Origin of the sequence: Rhizobium sullae, from assembly GCF_900169785.1 — a bacterium.
GTDB classification, from domain to species: domain Bacteria; phylum Pseudomonadota; class Alphaproteobacteria; order Rhizobiales; family Rhizobiaceae; genus Rhizobium; species Rhizobium sullae.
In genome coordinates this window covers 15,801-42,170 of sequence record NZ_FWER01000055.1, presented here as the reverse complement: position 1 = coordinate 42,170, position 26,370 = coordinate 15,801, and the positions used below count along the sequence as shown (strand labels likewise).

Sequence of the window (26,370 nt, the reverse complement as noted above, 5' to 3'; positions counted from 1 at the left end):
TGTGGTGGCAAGCCCATTCCACTTGGCTGTATATATCGTGGGCACACCGTGAAGCCGCCCCTGCGCCAAGCCCGCTACGAATGTAAATGTGCAATTCGTCAACAATTCTCGATCATGTGAACCTGAATAGGCGTCATCAGCGAGATCGGAGGTTCATCTTTTCTCCGAAAGTATGCGGCAAGCGCTTCGACTGCAGTTCGCACCTCAACTACTGGATTTTGGTCGATGATTGCGTCGATCATGCCTTCGCGCATCAATTGGCGGCGCTCGTCAGTCAATTCGTGCGTGATGAAGACGATGTCACTCCTCCTCCCGAGAGCATTCATCGCGCTGGCCACCGATCGCGCTCCCGCGGAAGCATTGTAAATGCCTCGAATGCGAGGGTTGCCTATCAAGGCATTAAAGACGAGGTCCCCTGCCCTTTCCCCCCGCTCCATACTCTCTAGGACCTCTGCCACCTTGCACAGGGGATAGCGCTCGCGCAACACCGCGCGAAAACCCATCTCGCGCTCCTCGTGGCCAATCATGCTGAGCATGCCGGAGATGACGACGATCTCACCCCCTTCCTTACCAAGCAGGCGCCCCATCAAATCGCCGGCGACACGGCCTGCCTTCCTGTTGTCTGGTCCAACATAAGCGTATCTTTCGGCATCACGAATATCGGTCGCCAGTGTGATGACAGGCTTTCCGTTTCGGCCGAATGCCCTTAGGGCGGCTGCGATGTCCTCGTTCTGTGGGCTGACAATGACCAGTCCATCGCAGCGCAAGGAGAGTGCATTTGTGAGGGCGACCGTCGCCGCAGGCCGCGTTGGATCAATGTGGTAAACTTGAAACTGAAGATTATACTGGAGGAAATCCCTATTCGCGGCCTCAAAACTGTCCTGCACCGCAGCGTGAAACGGATTGGCGCGTGACTGAAGCAACACGGCAATGCGAAGGGTGCGTGCGGCTCGCTGATTCAGCGCCCGGTCGATCTTAAGCTTGCGCGCATATTCGAGCACGCGACGTTCCTTGTCCTCGCTTACTCCGCCGCGGTTGTTGAGAACTCGGTCGACCGTGGACAGCGACACCCCTGCCGCAGCAGCCAGATCCCGCGCCGTCGGCTTTCCCATCGCCCGATCTCCGTTTGAAGAAATCTCTTCAAAATTGACGTTCTCCTTCAGTAACACTCGGCTAATCTGGAGGCAACGGGATGGAGGCGGAAACGACGCCCGGCAAGAATGGGAGGCAATCAATGACGGATCTCGCTGTCTTCGGCGCGGGTCGTATCGGGCATGTGCATGCGTTGAATGCCGCCAGCTTGCCTTCGGTGCGAGTAAAGTACCTCGTCGATCCGGTCGCAAGCGAGCAGCGGGCCGGTCTTGCGGTAAGGATCGGGGCGGACATCGTCTCGGCCGATACCGTGTTTTCCGACGCGTCGGTCGACGGCATCATCATTGCCAGCTCGACCGATACCCATGCCGGGCTGCTCCTTCAGGCGGCCCGCGCAGGCAAGGCGATCTTCTGCGAGAAGCCGGTCAGCCTCGATTTCGTAACGGTGGAGGCCGTCACCAGCGCTGTCGAGACCTCCGGCGTTGTCTGCCTTCTGGCATTCCAGCGCCGCTATGATCCCGATTTCCGCTTCGTGCGCGAGCGGATCGTCAGCGGCGAGGCGGGTGCCCTTGAGCACATCGTCATGCACACCCGCGATCCCGCGCCGCCATCGCGCGATTATGTCGAGCGCTCCGGCGGCATGTTCCGCGACCAGGCCATCCATGATTTCGACATGGCTCGCTATCTGCTCGGCGAGGACATTGCCACCGTCTACGCCGTCGGCAACTGTCTCATCGATGCGGAGATCGGCGCAGCCGGCGACATCGATACGGCGATGGTGACGCTGACCTCCGTCTCCGGCCGGTTCGTGCAGATGGTCAACTGCCGTCGCGCGCCGTTCGGTTATGATCAACGGCTCGAAGTGCTGTGCTCGAAGGAGGTTCTCTATGTGGAGAACCGGCCGCAGCGTGGAGTGACCATCGCCGATGCCGACGGCTTTCGCGCCTCCGCCCCGATGAATTACTTCATCGAGCGCTTTGCCGATGCCTATCGCAATGAGATGGCGGCCTTTATCTCCCTGATCGAAACAGGAGGGCGGCCGCTTGCCGGCATCCGGGACGGACTGGAGGCGCAGCGTATCGCCGAGGCGGCACTTGTCTCCATGCAGCGTGGCATGCCCGTCCGCATCGGGCCGGACTGGCGACCTTAGCGCCTTCAACTTTCATCCAGGAGGACATCATGACGAGAGAGAAATTGGCGGCGCTGCCGGACGGGGTACGCCTTGCTGTAAGTCCGCTTTCCTGGGCAAATGACGTGCTCGAGGATCTCGGCGCTGATATAACGGTCGAGACCTGCCTGGACGATGCCGCCCATGCCGGCTACCAAGGCGTCGAGCTAGGGCGTAAGCTGCCGCGCAGCCGCGAGGCGCTGGCGCCGCTCCTGGAAAGCCGTGGCCTTGCGCTCGCCTCTGGCTGGCATTCCGGAGAGCTTGCCGAACGCGGTGTCGAGGCGGAGATGGCCGCGGTTGCCGCCCACGCCGAACTCCTGCGCCCCATGGGGTCAACGGTGTTGGTCTATGGCGAGGTGGCGATGATGGCGCCCGGTGCGCCGCTTGATGCGCCGATGTCGGCACGGTGCGTGATGCCGAAGAAGGACATCGCCGCCTATGCCGCCCGGCTCACCGAGTTCAGCGCAAGGCTGGCCGGAGAATACGGGCTGACGCTGGCCTATCACCATCACCTCATGATGGTGGCGGAAACATTTGACGAGGTCTCAGCCCTGTTCGACAAGGCGGGATCGGCCGCCGGACTGCTGCTCGACACCGGCCATGCCGCCGCAGGCGGCTTCGACTACACCCGGCTGATCGAGCGCTTCGGCGACCGCATCGTCCATATTCACCTGAAGGACGTGCGCGGGCCGATCATCGCCGAGGTCCGTGCCGGCGACCTCAGCTTCAATGCCGGCGTGCGCAGGGGTATGTTCACCGTGCCCGGCGACGGAATCGTCGACTTCGCCCCGCTTGCAGCCTTTGTTCGGCAAAGCGGCTATCAGGGCTGGCTGGTGGTCGAGGCGGAGCAGGATCCGGCGCTTGCACCGCCGCTACCGGCCGTCACCGCGGCCTTCCACCACATCCTCGACACTTTTGCCGCCTGAGCAGCTTCATCGGGAGAAAATTATGGGCAAGACAATCCTTAACATCGGCCTGATCGGCTCCGGATTCATGGGTCAGGCCCATGCCGATGCCTATCGCCGCGCGGCCATGCTCTACCGCGACTTGCCCGCCATTCCGCACCTCTGCCTTCTGGCTGATGCCACCGAGGAGCTGGCGGCCGGGGCCGCTGCCCGCTACGGCTTCGAGAGAAGCACGGGCGACTGGCGCAAGCTGGTCGAGGACCCCGAGGTGGACGTTGTCGACATTACCTCGCCCAACGCCCTGCATCATGAGATGGCGCTCGCCGCAATTGCGGCCGGCAAGCATGTCTATTGCGAAAAGCCCCTCTCCGTTACGCTGGCGCAAGCCGAGGAGATGGCCGCCGCCGCAAGGCGCAAGGGCGTCAAGACCATGGTCGCCTTCAACAATATCAAGACGCCCGCCGCCATGCTCGCCAAGCACTTGATCGACAGGGGCGACATCGGAGTGCCGATGCGGTTTCGGGGCTGGTTCGACCAGGGCTTCTTCAACGATCCGGACCTGCCGTTTTCCTGGCGCTGCACGCGCAAGGACGCCGGCTCCGGCGCGCTCGGCGACCTCGGCAGCCATGTGATTTCCGTCGCGCAATATCTGATGGGCGACGTCGACAGTGTCATCGCCCAGACGCAGACCTTCTTTCCGACGCGGCCGGTTCCGCAAGGTGGCTCCGGCTACGGTGCAAAGTCCGGCAGCGGCGCACCGCGCGCAGTGGTGGAAAACGAGGATCAGATCCAGACGCTCGTTCGCTTCAAAAGCGGCGCTGGCGGCACGATCGAAGCGTCGCGCGTGGCAGCGGGAAAGGTCTTCGGCATCTACTGGGAAGTGTCGGGCACGGAAGGCACGATCATCATGGACGGCGAGCGGTTCAACGAGCTGAAGATCGCGCGCTTCAATGATCCCAAACCCGACCGCGGCTTCAAGACGATCTATGCCGGCAGTCAGGTTCCGCAGTTTTCCGCCTTCTTCGGCTTCGACTTCGCCGGCGGCGGCCTCGGCTACTTCGACGTCAAGGTCATCGAGGTGCGCGACTTGATCGAGGGCATCGTCGACGAGCCGGACTGCTTTCCGAACTTCGAGTTCGGCCTTGCCAACGAGCGCATCATCGACGCGATGGAACGGTCACTGGAAAAGAAGACCTGGCAGCGGATCGCCGGCTGAGCGACGGGCGCTCACCGATCATGGGAGATAAAAAGACATGTCGTTTCCGCAAACCCTGCCCGCCGCGCGGACCGTGTCCGCCATGGAAGCCCCGCCGCTTCGCTGGGGCATCCTCGGCTCCGGCTGGATCGCCGCCAAGTTCACGGAATCGGTCAAGGCTCATACGCGCCAGGATATTGCCGCCGTCGGCTCGCGATCGCGCGCCGCAGCGGATGCATTTGCCGCGCAGTGGGGGATCGCACGGGCCTATGACAGCTACGAGGCGCTCGTCACCGCCGACGATCTTGACGTCATCTATGTAGCGACGCCGCACAATCTGCATCACGCACATGTGCTGCTGGCGATCGAGGCGGGGAAACATGTGCTCGTCGAGAAGCCTATGGCCCTCAACTGCGCACAGGCCGAAGGCATGGTCGCAGCCGCCCGCCGCAAGGGGGTGTTCTTGGCGGAAGCACTGTGGACCTATTTCCTGCCGAAATTCGATGTGCTCCAACAGGTGCTGGATGCCGGAGCAATCGGAGACATCCTGTCTGTTTACACCGAGTACGGCGAATATCTGCCGCGCAATCACCGTATTTTCGACGCGCGCCTTGCCGGCGGACCGCTTCTCGACCTCGGCACCTATCCGGTCTCGCTGCTGGCAAAACTCCTTGGCGTGCCAAAGAAGGTCGTTGGTATCGGACAGGCCGATTGCGCCGGCGTCAACGGGCAGCTGTCGGTCGTTCTCGCCAACGCCAGAGGAGCGCTCGGCACGATGTCGACCACGCTGTACGGCTTCACCCCGACGAACGCTGCCATCGTCGGGACCAGTGGGTCGATCCGGTTCAACACGGAATTCCACCTGCCTGGCTCCTTCGAAGTCCGGTCATTGGATGGATCCGCCCGGCTCCAATACGACGAGCCCAGGGGGGCGCATTTCGAGGGCCTCTACTATGAAGCCGCGGCCGTCGCATGGGCGATTTCGCAAGGACAACTGGAAAGCGTCTACCGGCCGCTGGATGCATCGCTTGCCACGATGGAAACACTCGACGCGATCCGAAATGCTATCGGTATAAGCTTCACCGAAGCGGGGCTGACCGAATAAACCTCGAAGCGGGGTTATATAGTGTTCGCTGCGTTCTGTAGGGTCTGTCGCGTGCAGATTGCCAAGGCTTCGCTGAGCGCGATCGCAGCCGTGGCGAGCAAGAGCCCATCATGGCCCGACTCGATCACCCTGAATCTGACCGAAGCAAGTTCCGACAATGGCGAAAAGTTGGAGTCCGTCAGAGCAATCACGGGAACTCTTCGATCCGATAGGTTTGATGCATGTAGCGTCGTTTCCTCAGCATAGGGCGCGCAACTGATGATGACCGCCGCATCGTCGGGCGTTGCAAACGCGAGCATATCGTCGCCGCCGACAATGTCCGTTAGCAAGGTCGAACGAATTCTCAATCGGGTCAGGCAATGTTGAAGCAAGGCAGCCATCGGAAAAGTGCCGTTCCCCGCAAGGATGAACACGCAGTTGGCTGAGGAAAGGATTTCCGCTGCAGCTTTGATGTCGGCCACGCGGATTGTCTTGGATAGTGTTTCGAGCGAACGATGACAGGCCTCTATCGTGTCATAAAACACCTGCGCTTCGCGTGCGACACCTTCCCGTCCTGATCGGCGGCTTCCGACTCTTTCGCCTGGTGCGATCTTTGCGCGGACAGCCTCTCGAAAAATCGCTTGTAGTGTGCTGAAGCCGTCATAGCCGAGGAACTGGGCGAAGCGTATCAGGGTTGAAGGCGTTACCTGCGCTGCAGTTGCGATGGAGGCGATCGAACCCAACGCAACCTCATCAGGATTATCGAGAACGTGGCGCGCAACTTGGGCAAGACGCTTAGGAAACAGCGCGTGCTTGGCATTGATGAGGGACCGCAATGCTTCGAAATCTTCTGGCGGCCGGCGGTGTTCGCTGCTCATTCGCTCCCCCAAACAAACATTCGGCTCGCATCGATGATGCCTGACGGTGCGTAGGCGGATCCCTCAAAAGTCTTCATAATTCGCCGGTGACGAACTGCGCTACTCCCGCGCCAAAGGACCAATCGTCATCGGTATTTTCCACGAACGACACCATGATGTCAGAGGCAGAAATCCCACATTTTTCCTCGAGTTGCGCGGCCAAGCCTTGGTAGAAGGAAAGCTTTTCCGTCCTAGACCGAGGCCGCGAGACGACTTCGACAAGGACAAAATTCTGCGTTCGCTCAAACCCAAGGCCAGTATCCAGAGCACGAAAATGCGAAGCCTGGTGTTCGAAGACCAATTGATAGCGGTCACGTTCTGGCACACTGAAGGCGGACAGCATCACTTCATGCACCATATCGAGTAGCAGTTCGACTTCGGCTTCGGAGCGGCCTTTTTGTATGTGAAGCTTAATGAGGGGCAAGGGAGATCCTATTAGCGGTTGGCCGATGGCGCCCCTTGAGGCACTCCGGATTATTCACCTAGCGTGCATCACGATCCATGATCCATTGGACCGCCGGATCAGGAACGAAGCGCCAATTGCGCAAAGGGCCTGCCATGACGTTGAGGTAATACATTTCAAACCCGTAGGGCGCGCCGCAGGGGTGATGACCGCGAGGGACGAGCACCACGTCGTGGTTTTTCAATGCGATCGTCTCGTCAAGCGAGCCGTCATCGGTATAGACCCGTTGCACGCCAAAACCCTGCTCCGGATTGAGCCGGTGATAGTAGGTCTCTTCGAGATAGGTGATCCGCGGGAAATCGTCCTCGTCGTGACGGTGGCTCGGATAGGAAGACCAATTGCCGGCCGGCGTGAAGACCTCTGTTACCAGCAGGCTGTCGCAATAGTCCTCGGCCTCCATCGCGATGTTGTTGATGAAACGCTGGTTGGCGCCCACCCCGCGCGGCGTGAGCTGGATGCCGTCGGGGCCAATGCGTCGTGCCTTGTGGCCACCCTTGCCGGGGGCAAGGCAGACGCCGAGCGTGCAATCGGTCGTGGCGCGCGCTTCCCACTGCTCGCCATTCGGCACGTAGAGGCAATGGGGCGGGGTCTTTTCGAAGACGTTCATGCGTTCGCCCAGTTCACCCCAGTCCTTGCCGGCCGCGGTGAAGCGGGCCTTGCCCTCGACCATGACCACGACCGCTTCCATGCCGCCGGTCGCCTCGCCGACGGTTTCGCCTTCCCGCAGGCGGTAGAGGCTAAAGCCGACATAGCGCCAGCCCGCCGATTGCGGGGTAATCTCGTGGACCTTGCCATGACTGCCGAACGGTCGGCGAAGGAGAATGCTCATTGCGCTTTTCCTTATCCGGCTGCTGTGGCGGCGGCCTTGTCCAGTCCGACGTCACGGGCGATCGACTTCAATGCCTTCAGGCCCATGTTCTGGTAGTGGAAGGGCTCGCGAACCGCGCTGTCCTGCTCGGCCTCGATCACCAGCCAGCCCGAATAGTCATGCTCGGCCGCGACCTTCAGCACCGGCGCGAAATCGACGCAGCCTTCGGGATCGCCGGGAACGGTGAACACGCCCCGGCGCACACCTTCGAGGAAGGAGAGGTTTTCGGAACGGACCTGCTTCATGATTTCCGGACGGATGTTCTTTGCATGGATATGGGTCACGCGGCCCATGTATTTCTTCGCCACTTCCTCCGGGTTCGCCCCGCCGAAGGTGCAATGGCCGGTGTCGAGCAGAAGACGGGTGTAGGGGCCGGCCATCGTCAAGAAACGATCGATATCGACAGCGCTCTCGATGATCGTGCCCATGTGATGGTGATAGCCCATCTTGACGCCCTGATCGGCAGCGTACTTGGAAAGCGCCTCATACCCTTCCGAGAAGCGCTTCCACTGTTCGTCGTTCATGACCGGGCGGTTGTTGACCGGCGTTCCGTCGCTGCCGTGAACGGTGTTGGAGCATTCGCAGGCATTGATGTGGTCGCCGCCGGCAGCCTTCGTCATGTCGATGAACTTCTGCAGCGCCGCCTTCTCGGTGACGATGTCGTTCACCAGAAGGTTAGTCGAATGCCAGCCGCCAACGAAGCGCAGGCCGAACTCGCCGAGCTTGGCCTTCAGCGCGCCGCCCTCGTCAGGCATCTTGTGGCCCTTCTCGATGCCGTCGAACCCGATCTTGCGGCAATCCGACAGGCAATCCTCAAGCGTCAGATGCGCGCCGATCGTCTGGTCGTCGTCGTTGGACCAGGCAATTGGGTTTGTTCCGTAAAATATCATAGTTCGGTCCTTCCAGGCCTTGTGGCGAGGGTTAGTTGATGCGTTGGCGGGCCGCGTTCGCCTCATAGTGCGCGCGGGCCTTCTTGAGCTTTTCGGTGATGCCGACTTCCGGCACGGCGACATCCCACCAGGCGCCGCCGATGCCGGCTCCGGTTTCCGCTTCTGTATCAATGACAATCACCGTGGGAATATCCCGGCTGCGCGCCGAGACGATCTCGGTTTCGAGCTGCGCGATGTCGGCGGCCTTGACGGCATACGCGCCCATCGAAGTCGCATGCGCGACAAAGTCGATCTCCGGCTGGGTCTCGACATTGCAGTCCTTGTACATGTTATTGAACTCAGCACCGCCGCATTCCTGCTGCAGACGGTTGATGCAGCCATAGCCGCGGTTGTCCGTCAGCACGATGGTGAAGGGCACGCGCAGTATGACGGCGGTCGCGAGCTCGGAATTTGCCATCATGTAGCTGCCGTCGCCGACGAAGCACACGACTTCCTTTTCCGGCGCCGCGAGCTTGATGCCGAAAGCGCCGGCAATCTCGTAGCCCATGCAGGAATAGCCGTATTCCATATGATAGCCGCCGGCGGCCGCCCGCCACAGCACCTGTAGGGCGCCGGGCATGGTGCCGGCAGCGCACATGGCAATCGTCTTTGGACCCGCATTACGCTGCACCGCTCCAATGACCTGGGCATCGGACGGCCGGAAATTCGGCTTCGGCGTTCCGGGGGCCGCTATGACGGCATCGGTCGCCTTGAACCAGGCCTCGCGCGCGGCGAAATCCGGATCGGCGAAACGGTGCGAACCGAGCGCAGTGGAAATGCGCCCCAGCGCCACCTTGGCGTCGGAGACCAGCGGGATGGCGCCGTGCTTGGCCGCGTCGTAGCCGGCGAGGTTGATCGAGACGAGCTTGCGGCTCGGATTGCTGAAGATCGCCCAGCTGCCGGTCGTGAAGTCCTGGAAACGGGTGCCGACGCCAAGGATCAGGTCGGCTTTGGCGGCGATCTTGTTGCCGCAATCGGTGCCGGTGACGCCCGGCGAGCCGAAGTTGAGCCTTTCTTCCCAGTCGATTGCACCCTTGCCGGCCTGCGTCTCGACGATCGGTATATTGTGCGCCTTGGCGAAGGCGAGCAGATCGGCTTCCGCGCCGGAATACAGCACGCCGCCACCTGCGACGATGACCGGGTGTGAAGAGGCCTTGAGCACTGCGACGACATCGTCGACTTCGCGCGGATCAGGCTCCGGACGACGGATGCGCCACGTCTTCGGCTCAAAGAAGCTTTCCGGCCAGTCGTAGGCCTCGGCCTGCACGTCCTGGCAAAATGCAAGTGTGACCGGGCCGCAATTTGCGGGATCGGTCATCACCTGCATCGCGCGAGGCAGGGCCGTCAGCAGATGCTCGGGACGGGTGATGCGGTCAAAATAGCGGCTGACCGGACGGAAGCAGTCCGTCACGGTGACAGTGCCGTCATCGAAATCCTCGATCTGCTGCAGAACCGGGTCCGGCCGCCGGTTGGCGAATACATCGCCGGGGATGAATAATACGGGCAGGCGGTTCACATGGGCGAGCGCTGCGGCCGTCACCATGTTCGTCGCGCCCGGGCCGATGGACGAGGTGATCGCCATGGCCTTGCGCCGGCGCTTGGTCTTGGCATAAGCGATTGCCGCATGGGCCATGGTCTGCTCGTTCTGGCCTCGCCAGGTGGGCAGTTTATCGCCAATGCCATGCAGAGCCTCGCCAATTCCGGCGACGTTGCCGTGGCCGAAGATCGCCCAGACGCCTTCGATGAAGCGCTCCTGCTCCTCAGTCATCTGTACGGCCAGCCAGCGGAACATGGCCTGTGCTGCCGTAAGGCGAATGGTTCCCGTCATGTCATACCCTCCTGCGCGACGGTCCTGCCGCGCTATTGTCCTGGCTTGCGCTGCGCGCTTCGTCCCAAATTGTGCAGAGCCGCTGATAGCGGGCCTGAATATCCTCGATCGCCTCAGCATCCGCGATGGTGCCAGCAAGCCAGTCGCGTGCGGCCTGCGCGAAGATCGTGCGGCCGACCGCAAAGCCCTTCACCAGCGGGAAGCCTGCCGCAACCTTGAAGCTCGCGGCGAGTTCGGCCTCCGGCGCGTCGAGACCGAGCACCACGATGCCGCGTGTGTGCGGATCGTTTTCATTGATCGCAGCGCAAGCCTTTTCCCAGGCGGCACTGCTGGCCATCGGCTCAAGCTTCCACCAGTCCGGAAAGATGCCGATCTCGTAAAACCGCCGGATCAGGGTCGCCGTCGTGTCGTCATCGACCAGACCGACCTTGGACGGGATGATTTCGAGCAGGAATTCCAGGCGGTTGCGACGGGCCGCCGCGAACAGCCGCTTGATCGTCTCTTCCTGCGAAGCTCGCATCTGCGCATCGTCGTCGGGATGGCAGAAGCACAAGACCTTGACGACGTTTTCAAGCGCCCACTCGTCAAGTCCGCCGAAGTCGTCGCCAAGTTCGGGTTCCAGCGTCAGCGGACGCGAGCCCGGCCATTCGACCGGTCGGCCGACCCAAAGGCCGGTGCCTGACGCGGCGTGAAGCGCACGGCGGCCGAGGCGGTGGTCGCAGAGGATGCCATAGCCCGGTCGGCCGCCCTGAACCTTAAGGGCCGCCTTCAGGCAGAGTTCTTTAAAGCGACCAATCTTTTCGGGCGTGGCACCTGCGATGGCCTCGAGCTGCATGCGGTGGTCGAAGGCGAAGACGCGCATGGTCGACCAGTCATTGTGGCGGTTGGTCGCCCAGTGGATCTGCTCGAGTTCCCTATCCTTGCGCAGCGCCTTGTCCTTGATGCCGTGCTTCAGGAAGAAGTCGAGCTCCTTGAGCGACGGATAGGCCGGCGTGCAGCCATGGCGGCTGACGGCGAAGGCGCCGCAGGCATTGGCATACTGAAGCGCGCGTGGCCAGGGCGCATCCTCCAGCCAGCCCTTGATGAGGCCCGACATGAATCCATCACCTGCGCCGAGAACGTTGAAAACCTCGATCGGATAGCCAGGCCCGCTTTCGCCCTCCTCGAGCGTATTCGGTATCGCACCGGTAAGGGCGACGGCGCCAGCCGCGCCGCGCTTGCAGACGAGCGTGGCGGTGGAGACGGCACGTACGGCACGCAGAGCCTCGATCGTGTTCGTCGAGCCGCCGGCGATATGGAATTCCTCCTCCGTGCCGACGATCAGGTCGAAGAGATGCAGCGTCGATTGCAGTTTGGCGGTCACCTTGCCGGATTCGACGAAGCGGTTCTCGCCGTCGCCATGGCCGGCCACGCCCCAGAGGTTCGGACGGTAATCTATATCGAGCGCGGTCCGCGCGCCATGCTTGCGCGCGAGCTCCAGCGCCTTGAGCACGGCCTTTTCCGTGCGCGGATGGCTGAGATGGGTACCGGTCGCGACGACCGAGCGGGAACGGGCGATCAGCGCCTCGTCGATATCGTCTTCGCAGAGCGCCATGTCGGCGCAGTTCTCGCGGTAGAAGATCAACGGAAAGCGGTCCTCGTCCCGGATGCCGAGGAGCACGAGGGCCGTTAGCCGCTCGGGATCGGTCTTGACCCCGGTGACGTCGACGCCTTCGCGTGCAAGCTCCTCGCGAATGAAGCGGCCCATGTGCTCGTCGCCGACGCGGGTGACCAGCGCCGAGCGCAGGCCGAGCCGGGCGGTGCCGGCAGCCATGTTGGTCGGCGAGCCGCCGATATATTTGTGGAACGACCCCATGTCTTCCAGCCGGCCGCCGATCTGTACCCCGTAAAGATCCACGGACGAGCGTCCGATCGTGATGACATCCAATGACTTGTTCATTTCTTCCTCCGGCACCCGGGCGCAATTTGCCTGACGTGCATGGTGCCCGCGCCGCTCGAGGCGCAGGCAGCGGGTTGTCGGCTCAGAGCTTGCCCGAAACGTAGCTGATGCTCTCGCGCACGGCGGTTTCCGGATCTGCCAGTCCATGCACTTCCTCGGCAAAAGGCTCGAAGCTGTAGGGGCCGTCGAAGCCTGCCGCGATGAGCGCATTGATCTGCGGAATGTTCTCCAGCCGATCTTTGGCATCGACGAGCACGCGGTGGGCGTCGAGCATGTCGTCCACGGCGACATTCGGATCGACGACGCCCGAGATGTGGACCAGACCCGTCCTTTCCGGGAAGAACTCTGTCTCGCCGGCAAGGTAGTGATGGAACGTATCGTGCACGAGTTTGTAGATGCCGCCTCCTTCAGCCGCGTCGATGGCGCGAAGCGCTTCCTTCTTGGTCCGCAGCGAGGAGATCGGGAAGCCGAGAGGTTCGACCAGGCCCGTCAGTCCGCGCTCCTCAAGGATGGGCTTCATGGCCTTTAGCGCCGCGACGAGATTATCGAACGACACGTTCGTGCCGTCGTTTAGCGGGCACATGACAAGCGCCTTGGCGCCGGAAGCGGCCGCATAGTTGGCGAGCGCCACAGCCTTCTTCGGTAATTCACCCGACCAGACGTTGAACGGGTAGAGCGCGTTGATCGAGATGATCGTGACGCCGGCGCTCGCTGCGGCCTTTTTGACGACTTCAGGCTCCACCGTCCCGACGATGTCGGGAAGATCGTTGCGGATCTCGACCTCCGTCAGGCCGAGATTGCGAGCCGCCGCAAAGAAGTTTTCAAGCGACAGCTTGGGCGCGGTGATGTGGTTGATGGCAAAACGCATGGAGGACCTCAGTTGTAAAGCGCGGGGCGAACGGGAAGATTAATCGCGACTGCGGCACCCTCTGCCTCCTGCGCGGCTACGCAGGCATCGGATGTGATTGCCGCCACATAACCGTCCCAGGAGTTCGGGCCAGCCGCCGTGCCTTTGGCAGCGGCGTTGATGAAGTCCTGCAGCTCAACGTCATAGCTGGCGATGAAGCGATCCTTCCAATCGGTGAGGATATCGTTTTGAAGCTTGGCGCCGAGACGCGTCTGGATTGCCATCGGCTCAGGCAGAGTGGCGACACCGTCTTCGCCAACGACCTCGCACTGAATGTCGTAGCCGTAGTGGCAGTTGACGAAGATTTCGACATCGATGATCGTGCCCTTGGCAGTCTCCAGAATGACAATCTGGGGATCCCTAAGCTTGGCATGACTGCGCGCTGCCGAACGCGGAAACAGCACACGAGCGGAAACGTAGTCGTCGTTCAACAGCCAGCGCAGCACGTCGATTTCGTGAATCATCGTGTCGTGGATGGCCATCGGCGTAACATACTGCTCGGGGACGGCTGGGTTGCGATGGGCGGCATGAACCATGATCGGCGCACCGATCTTGGTATCCACGAACTGCTTCAGGGCGACATAACCCGCATCATATCTGCGCATGAAACCGACCTGTACAAGTCGTTTGCCGTGCGCAACTTCGGCATCGACGATGCGCTTGGCGCCATCGGCGGTCGTCGCCAGAGGCTTTTCGCAGAAGCAGGGCTTACCGGCAGCGATCGCCGCCAGTACATATTGTTCGTGAGTGGCACCCCAAGAGGTGACAAGCACAGCGTCGACATCGGGTGAGGAAATCAGTTCCTCCCCGGTGGTGAAAATTGCAGCATCAGGCGCAATGTCGCTTTTCACCGCTTCGGCCGAGGCGCGGTTGACGTCACTCAACGCGACGACTGTCGCCCCGCCAAGGACCTGATTGATGCGGCGTGCATGATCGCGTCCGATCGCACCGGTGCCGATGACACCTATTCTAACAGTCATTTGGAAAGCCTCACTTTTTGTACTTTTTGATGTAATTGTTCATTTCACTGCACATGAAACGTCCGGACTCGTCCGCCTTATCCTCCCAGGCGAAGACGCAGGAGGTCATGATGCCGTCGAAGCCGATCTCGGCGAGCGTGCCGAAGAAGTCGTCCCACGGCACTTCGCCTTGGCCGATGTTCAGGTGCTGATGGACGCGCGCCTGAGTGCCGGGTGGATTGAGGATGTAGCGCAGACCCGAAGACGCTTTGTGATTGAAGGTATCGCCCACATGAACGTGCGCGAGAACGTCCTTGGCCTCGCGCAGCATCGCCTTGGTATCATCGCCAAAGTAAAAGGTGTGCGGAGCGCAATAGAGGAACTTGACGTTCTTCGAATTCACCGTGCGGATGATGTCGAGCGCCGGCTGCAAGGTTTCGCACCAGTCTTCGGGATGCGGCTCGACGTGTAAATTGATCTTCTCACGTTCGAAGATCGGTACAAGTTCCTCCATCGAGCGCCACCACGCGTCTTCACAGGCTTCGATCATCGAACCGGTGTGGCAGCAGTAGCACGAGCCCTTGTCGGGGTGCGGACCACGCCCGAATTCCGAGTTCATCGTATCGACTTCCATCTCTACCGCGATTTCGATGGCGCGCTTCCAGTGACGCACCGCGGCCTGACGCTCGGTCTCGTCATTCGAGGCCCAGCGATACATCGGCAACAGCGAGGCGATCTTCACGCCCTCTGCAGCGAGCGCTTTCTTGAAGGTTTTGATACGCTTGGGGAAAACCCGGGGAGCCTTGAACCACTCCAGAAAATCGGCGCGGGGGCTAAGTTCAATCCACTCATAGCCGAGCTCACGAACCTTCCGCGGCAGCTCCTCGAGGCTGAGATGACGATGCATAAACGGGTCAAGGGCAATACGCATATGTTGCTTCCTTCGTGCTTTAACGACACGCCTTAGAAGGCGTCGATTGGTGGGCCGCGGGATCCGGGAGGAGATCGACCGCGGCCGCGGCCGTCATTTTTGGTAGGCGGCCATGTTGTCGGGAGTGACGAGTTCGAACGGTACCCAAAGGGTGCGCTCGCTGGCCTGCTTTCCTGCCAACTTGACAGCCGTCTGGACTGCGGCTTCGCCTTGCTTTGTTGCGTTCTGGAAAACTGTCGCGTCGATATCACCGGCCTTCATGGCGGCCAGTCCATCTGGCGTGGCATCGATGCCGGTGATGACAACGTCGTTCATCGCGACACCAGCCGCCTTCAAAGCTTGAGCCGCACCAATGGCCATCTCGTCATTATTGGCAATCACCGCATCGAACTCCAGCCCAGCCGTCAGCCAGGAAGACACGAGATCCTGCGCCTGGGTCCTGTTCCAGTTCGCTGTCTGCTTTTCGACGATATCGATCCGGCAACCGGGTTGGGAAAAGACGGCCTCGACATCCTTTGTGCGCACAAGGGCTGCATGGTTTTCAAGCGGCCCCATCAGAATGACGGCGCGACCTTTGCCGCCCAGAAGCTTGCAGGCGGCTTTCGCTTCCATCGTGCCGGAATCGAGTTCGTTGGAACCGACAAAGGCTGTGCCTTCCGGCAATCCCGCGTCGAGTTCGGCCGGCGGATGGTTGACGTAGACGAGCGGGATCTTCGCATCAACTGCCGCCCGTGTGATCGCGGCCGTCGAGTCGACGTCAACGGCATTCACGATGATTGCATCAACACCGTTGGCAATGAAGTTTTGGATTTGGTTGAGCTGTTTGGCCGGGTCGAGTTGAGCATCCTCCGTGAGGAGTTCGACATTTCCCTCCCGTTTTGCTTCATCGCGGATTCCGTTCAGCAGAATCGTCAGAAATGGATTATCAAACGACGTCATTGTCACTGCAACGCGCGTACCAGCAAACGCCGGGGCGGCTAGAAGGCAAAGCGCGGTCGTCATTAAAAGCTGTCTCATTGCATTTCTCACAAATCGAACTTGGTTTTGGCGCCGCAGCGCAGCGAAAAAGGGTCGGCCGACCGGCCCTCTTTTGCTTTGCAAATTCAGGACTTCACGCGCTTGCGTTGCCGGTACACGTCCGCCACCACGGCTGCGACGATGATCACCCCCTTGAGCATTTCTTGGTAATAGGCATCGAGGCGCAGAAAGGTGAAGCCGGAGATGATCACGCCGAAGATGACCATGCCGATCATCGTGCCCGGAATAGATCCGCGCCCGCCCGAGAGCGACACCCCTCCGATAACGGCCATCGCGATCGCATCAAGCTCATAGCCTGTTCCCATACCGGCTTGTGCGGTCAGTCCGCGAGAGGCCACGACGATTCCTGCCAGTGCCGATAGGAGGCCAGCAACCGCATAGACCTTGACCGTATGCCGTTCGACATCGATCCCGGACACACGTGCAGCCTGCCGGTTCGCGCCGATCGCATAGGTGAATTTGCCGTAGCGGGTGTAGCGCAGGATGACGTGCATGACGGCTGCCACCGCCAAAAATATCAACACTGGCGCTAGGCCCTTGCCGATCGCTGCAAAGCTCTCCGTCGGAAAGCTGATGGGTTGGCCCTTGGTGTACCATTTGGCAAAGCCGCGTGCCGTCACCATCATGCCAAGCGTTGCAATGAAGGGAGGAATCCTGCTGTAGGCGATCAGGAAACCATTGATCGCTCCACAGACAATGCCGACCAACAACCCGGCCGCGACTGGGGCGACGACGGGAAGATCGGTCAAACTGGGGTAAAGTGCCCTCGGGAAGGAACTCGCTTGCGCCAGACTCATCGAGATCATGGCGGTCGCACCGACGATCGAGCCGGAACTGAGATCGATGCCGTCGGAGATAATCACCTGGGTGACGCCAATTGCGATGATCCCGATCACCGATACTTGCAGGATCATGATCGCAAGTCGTTGCGTGTTCGCCAGAAAACTTTGTCCCTGCAGAATCCACCCAAGTATCTCGAACGCCAAGGAAATGCCAACGAGCACGAGGAGAATTGTAAGCTCGGACGGCAGACGACGCCGTGACTGGGTGATCTGCGGAATGGTCTGTGTTGTGGTGTTCATGGTGCGTTTCCTCCCGTGTGCGCGGCTATCGCGCAGCAAGGTCCATTATCTTGACTTGATTTGCCTCGGCGCGATCGAGAACGCCCGACACACGGCCTTCATGCATGACGACAATGCGGTCACTCATTCCCAGCACTTCCGGCAGCTCCGACGAGATCATCAGTACGGCGACCCCCTCCGCTGCCAGAGCTGTTATCAAGCGGTGTATTTCCGCCTTTGCGCCAACATCGATGCCGCGTGTCGGCTCGTCGAGAATAAGGATACGCGGCTTGATCAGGAGCCAGCGTGCGATCAGCAACTTCTGCTGATTGCCGCCTGAGAGATTTTCGACAGCCTCATATAGATTTGGCGTTTTTACCCGAAGCGTTGCTGCCATTTCCTCGGCAAGCTTCGTCACCGTCGACTGATCGACAAAACCCGCCTTTACATGGGATCGCGTAATCAATGCGGATTGGATGTTTTCGAGGCAATTCAATATCAGGAAGCAGCCTGTTTCCTTGCGATCCTCGGTAAGAAAGGCAAAGCCGTGCGACATCGCGGCGCTGGGACTGTCGATCTTTACCGGCTTACTCTCGACCAGAATTTCACCCGACGTTGCCGGCGTGACCCCAAAAATGGCTTCGGCAACGTTGGATCGCTTGGAACCCACCAGGCCAGCCAATCCGAGAATTTCTCCTCGTCTCAGGGAGAAGGAGATGTCGTAGAAGACACCAGGGATGGTGAGGTTCTTGACCTCAAGGACCACGTCACCGATCGGGCAATCGATCTTGGGAAACATATCGGTGATGTCCCGCCCAACCATCATACGGATGATGTCGTCGCGGGTTACATCCTTTGAAGAGTGCGTACCGACATATTTTCCGTCACGAAAAACCGTGAACTCGTCGGCAATCTCGAAGAGCTCGTTCATCTTGTGGGTGATGTAGACGACGCCGATTCCGCGTTTCCGCAAGTCGCGGATAATGGAAAAGAGGTGCTCCACCTCTCGGTCGGTCAGCGCCGATGTCGGTTCGTCCATGATGAGGACAGAGGATTCGTAGCTGACTGCGCGCGCAATCTCGACCATCTGTTTTTGAGCTACTGTCAATTCGGACACTTGAGCTCGCGGATCGAGTACGATGTTCAGGCGAGCAAAAAGCTCCTCCGTCATCGTCACCATCTTGGAATGGTCTATGAGTCCAAGGCGGTTCTTGGGCTCGCGTCTGATCCAGATGTTCTCCGCCACTGTCATCCAGTTCATCAACTGGAGCTCCTGGTGGATCATCGCGATCCCCTGCTCCAGCGCGTCAAGCGGTGACTTCAGCACTGTCGGGACACCGCGAAGACGTATTTCACCAGCGTCGGGCTGGTATATCCCGGCGATGATTTTCATGAGCGTCGACTTGCCGGCCCCGTTTTCGCCCATCAATGCGTGGACAGTTCCGGGTCTGACGCGAAGCTGCACGTTGTCGAGCGCCAAAACACCCGGGAACTCTTTGCGAATACCCTCGATTGCAAGCAGGCCGTCGGCTTCCGTGGCCTCGAGTACGCGCTTGATAGCCGCCGCTGTGGTGGGACTTACCATGGCTTATCCTCCATCGCTCGGAAATCGAAGGAGGCGGCATAGTCGCCTCCTTCGAAGCTTTGAGCTGTTTAGTTCTTGGCCTGGTAGTCCTTGAGATTTGCCGGCGTAACGAGTTCGAACGGCACGTAGCCTTTCTTCTCGACCGTCTCGCCGCGCGCAACCTTAAGCGCCGCATCTACAGCGCCCTTGCCCTGCCCCGCAGCGTTCTGGAAGACAGAGACATCGAGGTCGCCAGCGGCCATGGCAGCAAGCGCGTCTTGAGTGGCGTCCACGCCGGAGACAATGACCTCTTTCATGTCTTTGCCCGCAGCCTTCAGCGACTGGATCGCGCCAATTGCCATCTCATCGTTGTTGGCAATGACAGCGTCAAACTGCACGCCGGCAGATAGCCAGTTGGTCATCAGGTCGGCGCCCTGTGTGCGCGACCAGTTGGCGGTCTGCTCCTCAACGATCTTGATGAAACTGCACTCGGGTGTCGCAATCACGTCCTTGATGTCCTGCGTGCGCATGCGGGCGGCCTGGTTGGAGAGCTCGCCCATCATGACGACGGCTTTCGCCTCTGTCTTCCCTGCTTCCTTCAGAAGACGGCAAACCTCCTTGGTTTCGAGCGTTCCGGACTCCTTTTCGTCGGAAGCCACGAAGGCCTGCTTTTCGGGAAGCTGGTCCACGTTTACTGGCTGACGGTTGACATAAATCAACGGAATACCTGCCGCATCGGCGGCTTGCGAGATCGCAACTGTGGCGTCGGTATCAACTGGATTGACGATAATGGCGTCGACGCCGGAGGCAACAAAGTTCTGGACCTGGCTGAGCTGCTTACCAACGTCGTTTTGCGCATCCTCGATCTGAAGTGTGACGCCGTCCTGGGTCTTGGCGTAGTCGGTCATGCCGTTCCGCAGGACGGTGAGAAAATTATCGTCGAAGAGCGCCATCGAGACGCCGATCGTCTCGGCCGACGCGGTCGTCGCCAACATGCTGGCGAAAGCTGCAATAATCAGGTGCTTTTTCATTTCATTCTCCTCCAGAGGTTATCGCGGGCCAAAAGCCCCAGGTCAGTCATTTGGCAACAAGAATTCGCTGACGAAGATCAATGATCTCCATCATCGGTTGGTCAGGATTTTAGTTATCCCGGTGGGGCAGCCTCCTGTCTCCACCACCTGGCAGGACAATTTCCTAGTGGAGGGCCGTCGTCAACGTCTCTTGACGGCTACCGGCTATCAGCGCTGATAGAAACAATGCAGCTGTGCATGATAGAACCCATCAAACCATCACAGACTCTCAGGCACCCAAAGCTGTGCGGGCAGGAAGCGTTGTCCCGGCGTTTCTGCCATGCCGTGTTCGATCGTATGAACCATGGTGGCAATGAGGTCAGCGCATAATTCACGCAAGGGCGTCTGAAATACACCGGTGATACGCCGTTCAAGCAGCGCCTGTCGTGATTCCGGCGTCAGTTCATTGACGAGGCAGCCGATCTTTTCGCCTTTGTTCGTTTCCTGCAAGGCTTCGATCGCGCCTTCCATGCCGCCCCCGATGCAGTAAACACCCACCAGGTCATCATGGCGAGAAACGGCATCCATCAGCAATTCATACGTCAAGCGGCGAGTTTCAAGGTTGATAAGCGCATCCAGCACCTCGAACTCGGGAGCGTATTCCCGCATATAACTGCGAAACCCAGTCTCGCGTAGCGAATGCCCGTGAAATCGGTGCCCACCCAGAAGCAGGAGCAGTTTGCCAGGTGAATGCGACAGCTTGGACAGGAGCCATGCTGCGGTCCGCCCCACTTTCATGTTGTTCGTACCGAGATACGCCTCCCGCACGCCTTGGGCAAAGTCGGAAAGCAGCGAGAAGGTAGGAATACCCTTCGATTTAAGCGCGCTCACCGCCGCCGTGACGTCATGATGGTCTGGTCCGATAGCACCAACGGCCTGCACCTTTCCCTTCATACCAAGCAGCAGCTCCGAAATCTCACCAGGCTCACCGGACTTTGCAAACTGCACATGCACTTGAAGACGCCGGTCCTTGACTGCATGTGCGGCGGCCTGCAGCTCTTCGGCAAATGCTTGATAGAACGCGTGGCGTTCTTTGCGCAACACGACACCCAGAGTGTAAGAAGGCAAATCTGCCAGCATTCGCTGCCTAATGATGTTGGTACCGTGAAATCCGACCCGCTCGGCGGCAGAGAACACTCGTTTTGATGTTTCTTCGCGTACTGGGAGTCGGGCATTTAATACGCGATCGACTGTTGCAACGCTAACGCCAGCCGCCTCTGCGACGTCCGCGATTGTAGGGCGTTTCATCGAGATCACCTCAGGGAAAAGACAGGGTTTACTTCATAAGGTGACATAGATTGTCATGCGAGCGGAGGGAAGCCAATCAGCATGTCAAAAATATCCTTGTTCTACCCGCAGAGAGTACGTGAGGCCGTTGCCCCGCGAGCGGCGAGCCTAGCGCGTAAGGCTTCCCCAAGATGTTCGTCTAAACCGACTACGCCAGCACCCTCGGTGGGGATTGTGCTGAAACGGCCGCGTGCTGAAGATCCAGGGTGACATGGGGCAGGTCAGACTTTCGCGAGGCGATGGTTCGCGTCGTGCTCATATTTCCAGATCCGACCTCGCGATCGCGGTAGGATGAAAGGTCGAGCTTGTGATGGGTGAAGCACAGAACACTAAACCGCACATTGTTCAAGCGCGTTAACGTATACTTGCCTAGCTGAATTCCGCGAGTAGCCACAACGCTCCCATCTAGCGATTGTCTCGCGAAGGAAGGTGTTTCCGGTATCGAAAAAGCTGCAGCGGCTTACTGCTGTCATGGTGGAAAGCGCCCTGTCCTGGGCATCGAACAGCGACAAAGAGCGTTCAGTATCCTTATATTCGCCTGAGCAACCGTTGTCGAGGAACCGGTAATACTGAAGAGAAATCAAAGCCAAGATAAATATTATAATAAATAAGGGAAGCTTTGTCATGTAAACCTAGACTTATCTCCTCTTCGCACCGCGCGTAGCATAGAAAAGAAAAGGGGAACAAAGCCAATCAGCCCTGCTGGGATTGCACTAATGCCCAGCTTGCCTTTAGCCTTGGCCACCAATTGTGCTTTAAGAGCTAGAAGATGCCCCTGCTTTGCGCCCGCATCGAGATAAAGGTTCTCTTCGTTCATCGTGGACGCAAGCTCTGGACTCTCATGAAGCAAGCGGTAGGCCCAGTAGGCTGCTGACGGATTGGTATCTGCTATAAGCCGGTACCTTTCTAGCGCACCTGACCTGCCACTGCGAACTTCCTCGAGAATGGACTAGAGCTCCGGCCCATTAAAGGACGGACGAATGAAGAAGCAGAGATTTACGGAAGAGCAGATTATCGGGGTGCTGAAGGAGCAGGAGGCTGGCGCGAAGGCCGCCGACCTTTGCCGGAAGCACGGGATTTCAGAAGCAACGTTCTATAACTGGAAGGCCAAATACGGCGGCATGGAACTCTCCGAGGCGAAGCGGCTGAAGGCGCTTGAGGATGAGAATGCCAAGCTGAAGAAGTTGCTCGCCGAGCAGATGCTGGATGCCGCCGCACTCCGCGAGCTTCTTGCAAAAAAATGGTAGGGCCCGCCGCCAAGTGTGACGCCGTCACGCATCTGAAGACCGTCATGGGTCTTTCGGAGCGTCGGGCCTGCCAGATTGTTTCTGCTGATCGTAAGACCGTGCGCTATCGGTCCTGCCGACCGCTGGAGATTGAATTGCGAGCGAAACTACGCGAGTTGGCCAATGAGCGAAGACGCTTCGGCTACCGACGGCTGTTCGTCCTGCTGCGGCGGGACGGAGAGCCGTCCGGCGTCAACCGCATCTACCGGCTGTATCGCGAGGAAGGACTTTCGGTCCGCAAGCGGAAAGCCAGACGCCGTGCTGTCGGCACGCGTGCGCCGATCCTGGTCGAAGCGAAGGCCAATGCCCGCTGGTCGCTGGATTTCGTCCATGACCAGTTCGCCTGTGGCAGACGCTTCCGCGTGCTCAACATCGTTGATGACGTGACACGTGAATGCCTGGCGGCGATCCCCGACACCTCGATCTCCGGCCGTCGTGTTGCCCGCGAACTGACAGCGCTGATCGAACGCCGTGGCAAGCCCGACATGATCGTCTCTGACAACGGCACGGAATTCACCTCGAACGCCATCCTTGCCTGGTCGAAGGATCACAAGGTCGAGTGGCACTACATCGCGCCGGGAAAACCGATGCAGAACGGCTATGTCGAGAGTTTCAACGGCCGGATGCGCGATGAGTTGCTCAACGAAAGCCTGTTCTTCGGCCTCGACCATGCCCGCAGTGCCATCGCTGAATGGGCCGAAGATTTCAACAATTTCCGGCCACACTCGTCGCTCGGATATCAGACCCCGGCAAGCTATGCCGGGTCCATCGCCGCAACCGGCTCCAACGCTGCGCAAGATGAAAGCTTCGTGTTTCCGCCGGTTGCTCNAGCTATGCCGGGTCCATCGCCGCAACCGGCTCCAACGCTGCGCAAGATGAAAGCTTCGTGTTTCCGCCGGTTGCTCTCACCGCGCCACTCGGCGTATTCAAAACCGCCGGGGCTCTAATCGCCGCTGGATGAAAGTTCAGTGGCAGGTCAAGCTGCCTAGCAAGAGAAAGTTGCCATCTGACGCGCCCTATCTCCTGCTCCAACGATAGAGGGAGTGCTCTTCGTTGTCGCTGCCATCCGTCGCGTTGACCAAGACGAAGCCGCGTTTCTCATAGAAGCGTCGAGCGGGCGTATTTTTCTGGAATGTCCATAGTTGGAGACTTGACGCTGCTCCTTTGGCCACTTCGAGAAGCGCGTCACCAGCGCCCTGCCCGTGCCAAGACGGCAACACATACAGCTGGTCAATCCAATCAGTCCGGAATGCTATGAACCCTACGAGTTCTTCGTCCACCGCACCCCATACCTCGCATTCGCTGAATACGCGCTCTCGAAAATAAGCGCGATCTTCGGCAGGCGTATGGAGCCCCGCCAACCACGGGAGCCGCTCGTCAAATGCGGTCCGAAGGATAATGGCGGCGCGGTCCATCTCTTCCAGATTCAGACGCCTAAGGCTGAATGACATAGGAGCTTTCGTCTTCGTTGTGGCTGCCTGCGTTATCGCCTTGCATGCAGCCGCCGATGATCTACCCGACGTTCGTCAATTCACTATGATGCTCAGAGCCAAAACGGCGGCAATTTCCTGAAATCCGACTTCACCGGCGTTTCCGGCAACCGCAATGCACGGAGTCGTCCCGGCGTGCCGTTCGCAACTTCTTGCGACTGCCAGCCCAAATTGGTCTCGAAATAGCGTGACGCCGTCGCTACCCCCGGCCACCAGTAATCATCGAGAACAACGAGTCCGCCGGGCCTTACCAACATCTGCAGGTAATAAAGGTCGACGAATACGTTGTGAAACACATGGCTGCCATCGACGAACGCGGCATCCGCCAACAACCCTTCTGCGGCAAGCCGGGGCAGTGCGATTTGTGATTTTTCCCTCAACAACGTAGCGATACCGTCCAACTGGGCTGCGCGGATCGCTTCCCAGCCAGCATCGCGAAACTCGCTTTCCTGGAACGGATCGAGAATTAGATGCCGTTTGCCGCCGACCGAAATCAGGGCCTCACCGATCGCCAGGGCCGAGCTGCCATACGCAAGGCCAATCTCTATAACCGTGTCGGGATTTTCGGCAGCCATCACATCGCGAATTGCGTCGCAGTCGCGTTCGGGCAGCGTTACCTTGGCGAAATCGTCGACAGTGCGGGCCCGCGAGGGGCCATTAGTGGCCAGTTTTCGCCGTACTTCTCGGATCCTATCGAGATGAACCATCGCGGCAACCTTCCCTTCAGCGTGCATGGTCTGCCTATCAGAACGCTGAAGAAATTGCAGTCTTGTTTTGCTGCGACTACTGGGCTATTGCACGGCTAAGCGGGATATTCCACCATCGAGCGCGACAGCGATGTCGGCGCAGGGCCGACATTGCTCCCCATGGTCCGACGATTTGATCCCCATCAACGCCGCATTCTCGCTTGGGTTTGCTTCCTGAGCAACTTCTGGAACACATCGCCAACAAGAGCCCTTGACCTTCCCATTATGGGAAGGACTATGTGTGCCGTTCAATGAGGGAGCGACCTCTAGGCACAGATGTGGTCCCACCCCCGTCCTGCTCCAGAGCCATTTGGCTCGACGGCGCGAGTATCAGTCATTCGAACTCCGGAGCGTCCTGGACATTGATAACATTCATCTCGTTTCCGTTCAGCACAATGGCGGTTGGTATGGAAAGGCTTCGCCAGAACGCCAGCGGATCGACGCTGAGAACCCGTGCAGCGTAAATCGACATGGCAGTGCCATGCGATACGATCATCAGGTCGCCGCCCGATTGGGCCATTCTGGCTCGGGCGACCGCTTGCTTCATTCTATTGAAAACAGCATCTGCGCTTTCGTCGCCGAATGTGAGTTGGTGAGGATTCTCCAAGAGTCGGGTGATGCCTGCTTCAAAATCACCTCGCGCGATATATCCCACCTTGGATCGGCCATGTTCCCGGAAATCAGGATCAATACGGACAGGCAGACCCAAACGATCAGCAATCAAGGTGGCGGTTTGATGGGCCTTCTTTTCAGGACTGCTGATTATTTCCTTGACGCTGAACCCGGAGAGGTTTTTTGCCAATTTGATCGCGGCTGCCTCACCGGCTGCACTGAGCCGCCAATCGATGGATGGCGTATTCTCTTCGATGGCTGGGATACTGTGACGAACGAGAACAATCCGAGATGTCATAGTTCCATACCGGTTCGTCGTTGATTCATGGCCGTTCGAAATTGCCTCAACGAGCATTCAGCCGGACGACCAGTTCGTCAACGCCAGCTTCCACGGTTTTCGACGCGCTATCGGTGACAATCGCCGCAGGGAATATCGAAGCACAGCAATCCTGGTTCGCCAAGCGGTAGTTGCGCCACAGCTTCACCTTCAGGATTCAAAATAGCAGTTGGTCCCCAGGCAACCCGCCCATCGCGCTCGCCGGTGACATCTGAGGACACGAGCCACAACCCCGTCTCTTGGCATCGATCGGCTCGTACGGCATTGTGCAAATCCTTGAAAACTTGCGCCCTCTGCCGTGGCATCATGTTGTTTGCGCAGCAGACAATCAGCGATGCCCCAAGATCGGCGACCTTCCGCGCCGCCTCGGGAAAGTTGGTGTCGTAGCAGATGTTGATCCCGAAACGTAGGCCATCGACTTCCAAGACAAGGGTTTCATTTCCCGCGTCGAACACCGCCCGCTCGCCATCGAGAAGGTGCTGCTTGCGATAGTGACCGACAACGACCCCGCGTTTCACAACAACGGCGGTATTGAATATTCGCCCATCCTCTATTTCGATTAAACCGAGGACGATCATCGGCCGCGCTTTCGAGAACCGTCTCAACACGGAATTGAAGACATCTGATCGGAGATCGACGGCGACACGACGAGCGGACGGTTCGTCAGTCAGATAGCCGCCTTACCAGAACCACC

24 protein-coding genes and 1 pseudogene are annotated in these 26,370 nt (G+C 59.4%); 5 read left to right on the top strand and 20 right to left on the bottom strand.

Annotation, left to right across the window (positions count from 1 at the left end; genetic code table 11):
• Positions 1-98: 98 nt before the first annotated feature.
• On the bottom strand, positions 99-1,169 hold the full coding sequence (locus tag BN1800_RS31975) for a LacI family DNA-binding transcriptional regulator (RefSeq protein ID WP_244564729.1): 1,071 nt from the start codon (positions 1,167-1,169) through the stop codon (positions 99-101).
• Positions 1,170-1,234: 65 nt separating this feature from the next.
• Here BN1800_RS31975 and iolG point away from each other — a divergent pair, with 65 nt between their 5' ends.
• Genes iolG through BN1800_RS31955 form a run of 4 tightly spaced genes read left to right on the top strand, consistent with a single transcriptional unit; the run spans position 1,235 to position 5,465 of the window.
• Positions 1,235-2,242, top strand: a complete 1,008-nt coding sequence (gene iolG / locus BN1800_RS31970; protein WP_179213947.1) for an inositol 2-dehydrogenase — start codon at positions 1,235-1,237, stop codon at positions 2,240-2,242.
• Between the two features lie 29 nt (positions 2,243-2,271).
• Entirely contained in the window at positions 2,272-3,186 is a 915-nt protein-coding gene (gene iolE, locus BN1800_RS31965; RefSeq protein ID WP_087003466.1) for a myo-inosose-2 dehydratase, read from the top strand.
• A gap of 22 nt (positions 3,187-3,208) precedes the next feature.
• On the top strand, positions 3,209-4,381 hold the full coding sequence (locus BN1800_RS31960; protein ID WP_087003463.1) for a Gfo/Idh/MocA family protein: 1,173 nt from the start codon (positions 3,209-3,211) through the stop codon (positions 4,379-4,381).
• Between the two features lie 37 nt (positions 4,382-4,418).
• Complete coding sequence (locus BN1800_RS31955; RefSeq protein WP_087003460.1) at positions 4,419-5,465, top strand: Gfo/Idh/MocA family protein; 1,047 nt, start codon at positions 4,419-4,421, stop codon at positions 5,463-5,465.
• Between the two features lie 14 nt (positions 5,466-5,479).
• Here BN1800_RS31955 and BN1800_RS31950 read toward each other — a convergent pair whose 3' ends face one another.
• The 15 genes from BN1800_RS31950 to BN1800_RS31875 all read right to left on the bottom strand — a co-directional run bounded on the left by BN1800_RS31950 (position 5,480) and on the right by BN1800_RS31875 (position 22,022).
• Positions 5,480-6,322, bottom strand: a complete 843-nt coding sequence (locus BN1800_RS31950) for a MurR/RpiR family transcriptional regulator (protein WP_087003457.1) — start codon at positions 6,320-6,322, stop codon at positions 5,480-5,482.
• A gap of 73 nt (positions 6,323-6,395) precedes the next feature.
• Positions 6,396-6,785, bottom strand: a complete 390-nt coding sequence (locus tag BN1800_RS31945; RefSeq protein ID WP_087003454.1) for a tautomerase family protein — start codon at positions 6,783-6,785, stop codon at positions 6,396-6,398.
• 58 nt (positions 6,786-6,843) lie between these two features.
• On the bottom strand, positions 6,844-7,653 hold the full coding sequence (iolB, locus tag BN1800_RS31940) for a 5-deoxy-glucuronate isomerase (RefSeq protein WP_087003451.1): 810 nt from the start codon (positions 7,651-7,653) through the stop codon (positions 6,844-6,846).
• A gap of 11 nt (positions 7,654-7,664) precedes the next feature.
• Positions 7,665-8,582 carry a myo-inosose-2 dehydratase gene (gene iolE / locus BN1800_RS31935; RefSeq protein WP_087003448.1) on the bottom strand — a complete coding sequence of 306 codons (918 nt, stop codon included), beginning with the start codon at positions 8,580-8,582 and terminating at the stop codon, positions 7,665-7,667.
• Between the two features lie 31 nt (positions 8,583-8,613).
• Complete coding sequence (gene iolD / locus BN1800_RS31930) at positions 8,614-10,449, bottom strand: 3D-(3,5/4)-trihydroxycyclohexane-1,2-dione acylhydrolase (decyclizing) (RefSeq protein ID WP_087003445.1); 1,836 nt, start codon at positions 10,447-10,449, stop codon at positions 8,614-8,616.
• Between the two features lies 1 nt (position 10,450).
• Positions 10,451-12,388, bottom strand: a complete 1,938-nt coding sequence (locus tag BN1800_RS31925) for a bifunctional 5-dehydro-2-deoxygluconokinase/5-dehydro-2-deoxyphosphogluconate aldolase (RefSeq protein ID WP_087003442.1) — start codon at positions 12,386-12,388, stop codon at positions 10,451-10,453.
• An 82-nt stretch (positions 12,389-12,470) separates the two neighbouring features.
• Positions 12,471-13,256 carry a TIM barrel protein gene (locus tag BN1800_RS31920; protein WP_087003439.1) on the bottom strand — a complete coding sequence of 262 codons (786 nt, stop codon included), beginning with the start codon at positions 13,254-13,256 and terminating at the stop codon, positions 12,471-12,473.
• An 8-nt stretch (positions 13,257-13,264) separates the two neighbouring features.
• Positions 13,265-14,275, bottom strand: coding sequence for a Gfo/Idh/MocA family protein (locus BN1800_RS31915; protein WP_087003436.1), 1,011 nt, complete (start codon positions 14,273-14,275; stop codon positions 13,265-13,267).
• Positions 14,276-14,285: 10 nt separating this feature from the next.
• On the bottom strand, positions 14,286-15,185 hold the full coding sequence (locus BN1800_RS31910; protein WP_087003433.1) for a sugar phosphate isomerase/epimerase family protein: 900 nt from the start codon (positions 15,183-15,185) through the stop codon (positions 14,286-14,288).
• 93 nt (positions 15,186-15,278) lie between these two features.
• Positions 15,279-16,202: a sugar ABC transporter substrate-binding protein gene (locus BN1800_RS31905; RefSeq protein WP_087003430.1), complete on the bottom strand. Its 924-nt coding sequence runs from the start codon at positions 16,200-16,202 to the stop codon at positions 15,279-15,281.
• Positions 16,203-16,288: 86 nt separating this feature from the next.
• Complete coding sequence (locus tag BN1800_RS31900) at positions 16,289-17,305, bottom strand: ABC transporter permease (protein WP_087003427.1); 1,017 nt, start codon at positions 17,303-17,305, stop codon at positions 16,289-16,291.
• A 25-nt stretch (positions 17,306-17,330) separates the two neighbouring features.
• Positions 17,331-18,869: a sugar ABC transporter ATP-binding protein gene (locus BN1800_RS31895; RefSeq protein ID WP_087003425.1), complete on the bottom strand. Its 1,539-nt coding sequence runs from the start codon at positions 18,867-18,869 to the stop codon at positions 17,331-17,333.
• Between the two features lie 68 nt (positions 18,870-18,937).
• Positions 18,938-19,879 carry a sugar ABC transporter substrate-binding protein gene (locus BN1800_RS31890; RefSeq protein WP_087003422.1) on the bottom strand — a complete coding sequence of 314 codons (942 nt, stop codon included), beginning with the start codon at positions 19,877-19,879 and terminating at the stop codon, positions 18,938-18,940.
• Between the two features lie 258 nt (positions 19,880-20,137).
• Entirely contained in the window at positions 20,138-21,166 is a 1,029-nt protein-coding gene (locus BN1800_RS31885; protein WP_087003419.1) for a LacI family DNA-binding transcriptional regulator, read from the bottom strand.
• A 661-nt stretch (positions 21,167-21,827) separates the two neighbouring features.
• Complete coding sequence (locus BN1800_RS31875; protein ID WP_087003413.1) at positions 21,828-22,022, bottom strand: hypothetical protein; 195 nt, start codon at positions 22,020-22,022, stop codon at positions 21,828-21,830.
• A 163-nt stretch (positions 22,023-22,185) separates the two neighbouring features.
• On the opposite strand from BN1800_RS31875, the gene BN1800_RS31870 reads away from it, so the two are divergent.
• A protein-coding gene (locus BN1800_RS31870; RefSeq protein WP_425299085.1) for an IS3 family transposase occupies positions 22,186-23,438 on the top strand; the annotation gives its coding sequence in 2 pieces (ribosomal slippage) (positions 22,186-22,438 and positions 22,438-23,438; 1,254 coding nt in all).
• Between the two features lie 69 nt (positions 23,439-23,507).
• On the opposite strand, the gene BN1800_RS31865 is transcribed toward BN1800_RS31870, so the two are convergent.
• The 4 genes and pseudogenes from BN1800_RS31865 to BN1800_RS31850 all read right to left on the bottom strand — a co-directional run.
• A complete protein-coding gene (locus tag BN1800_RS31865) occupies positions 23,508-23,942 on the bottom strand; it encodes a GNAT family N-acetyltransferase (protein ID WP_087003410.1) in 435 nt (144 codons plus the stop codon).
• Between the two features lie 92 nt (positions 23,943-24,034).
• Entirely contained in the window at positions 24,035-24,688 is a 654-nt protein-coding gene (locus BN1800_RS31860) for a class I SAM-dependent methyltransferase (protein ID WP_087003407.1), read from the bottom strand.
• Between the two features lie 373 nt (positions 24,689-25,061).
• The gene (locus tag BN1800_RS31855; protein WP_087003521.1) at positions 25,062-25,637 is read right to left on the bottom strand and encodes a histidine phosphatase family protein; all 576 of its coding nucleotides are present in this window, start codon (positions 25,635-25,637) and stop codon (positions 25,062-25,064) included.
• 107 nt (positions 25,638-25,744) lie between these two features.
• Positions 25,745-26,353, bottom strand: a pseudogene (locus tag BN1800_RS31850) (carbon-nitrogen hydrolase family protein); the annotation flags it as partial.
• Positions 26,354-26,370 lie beyond the last annotated feature (17 nt).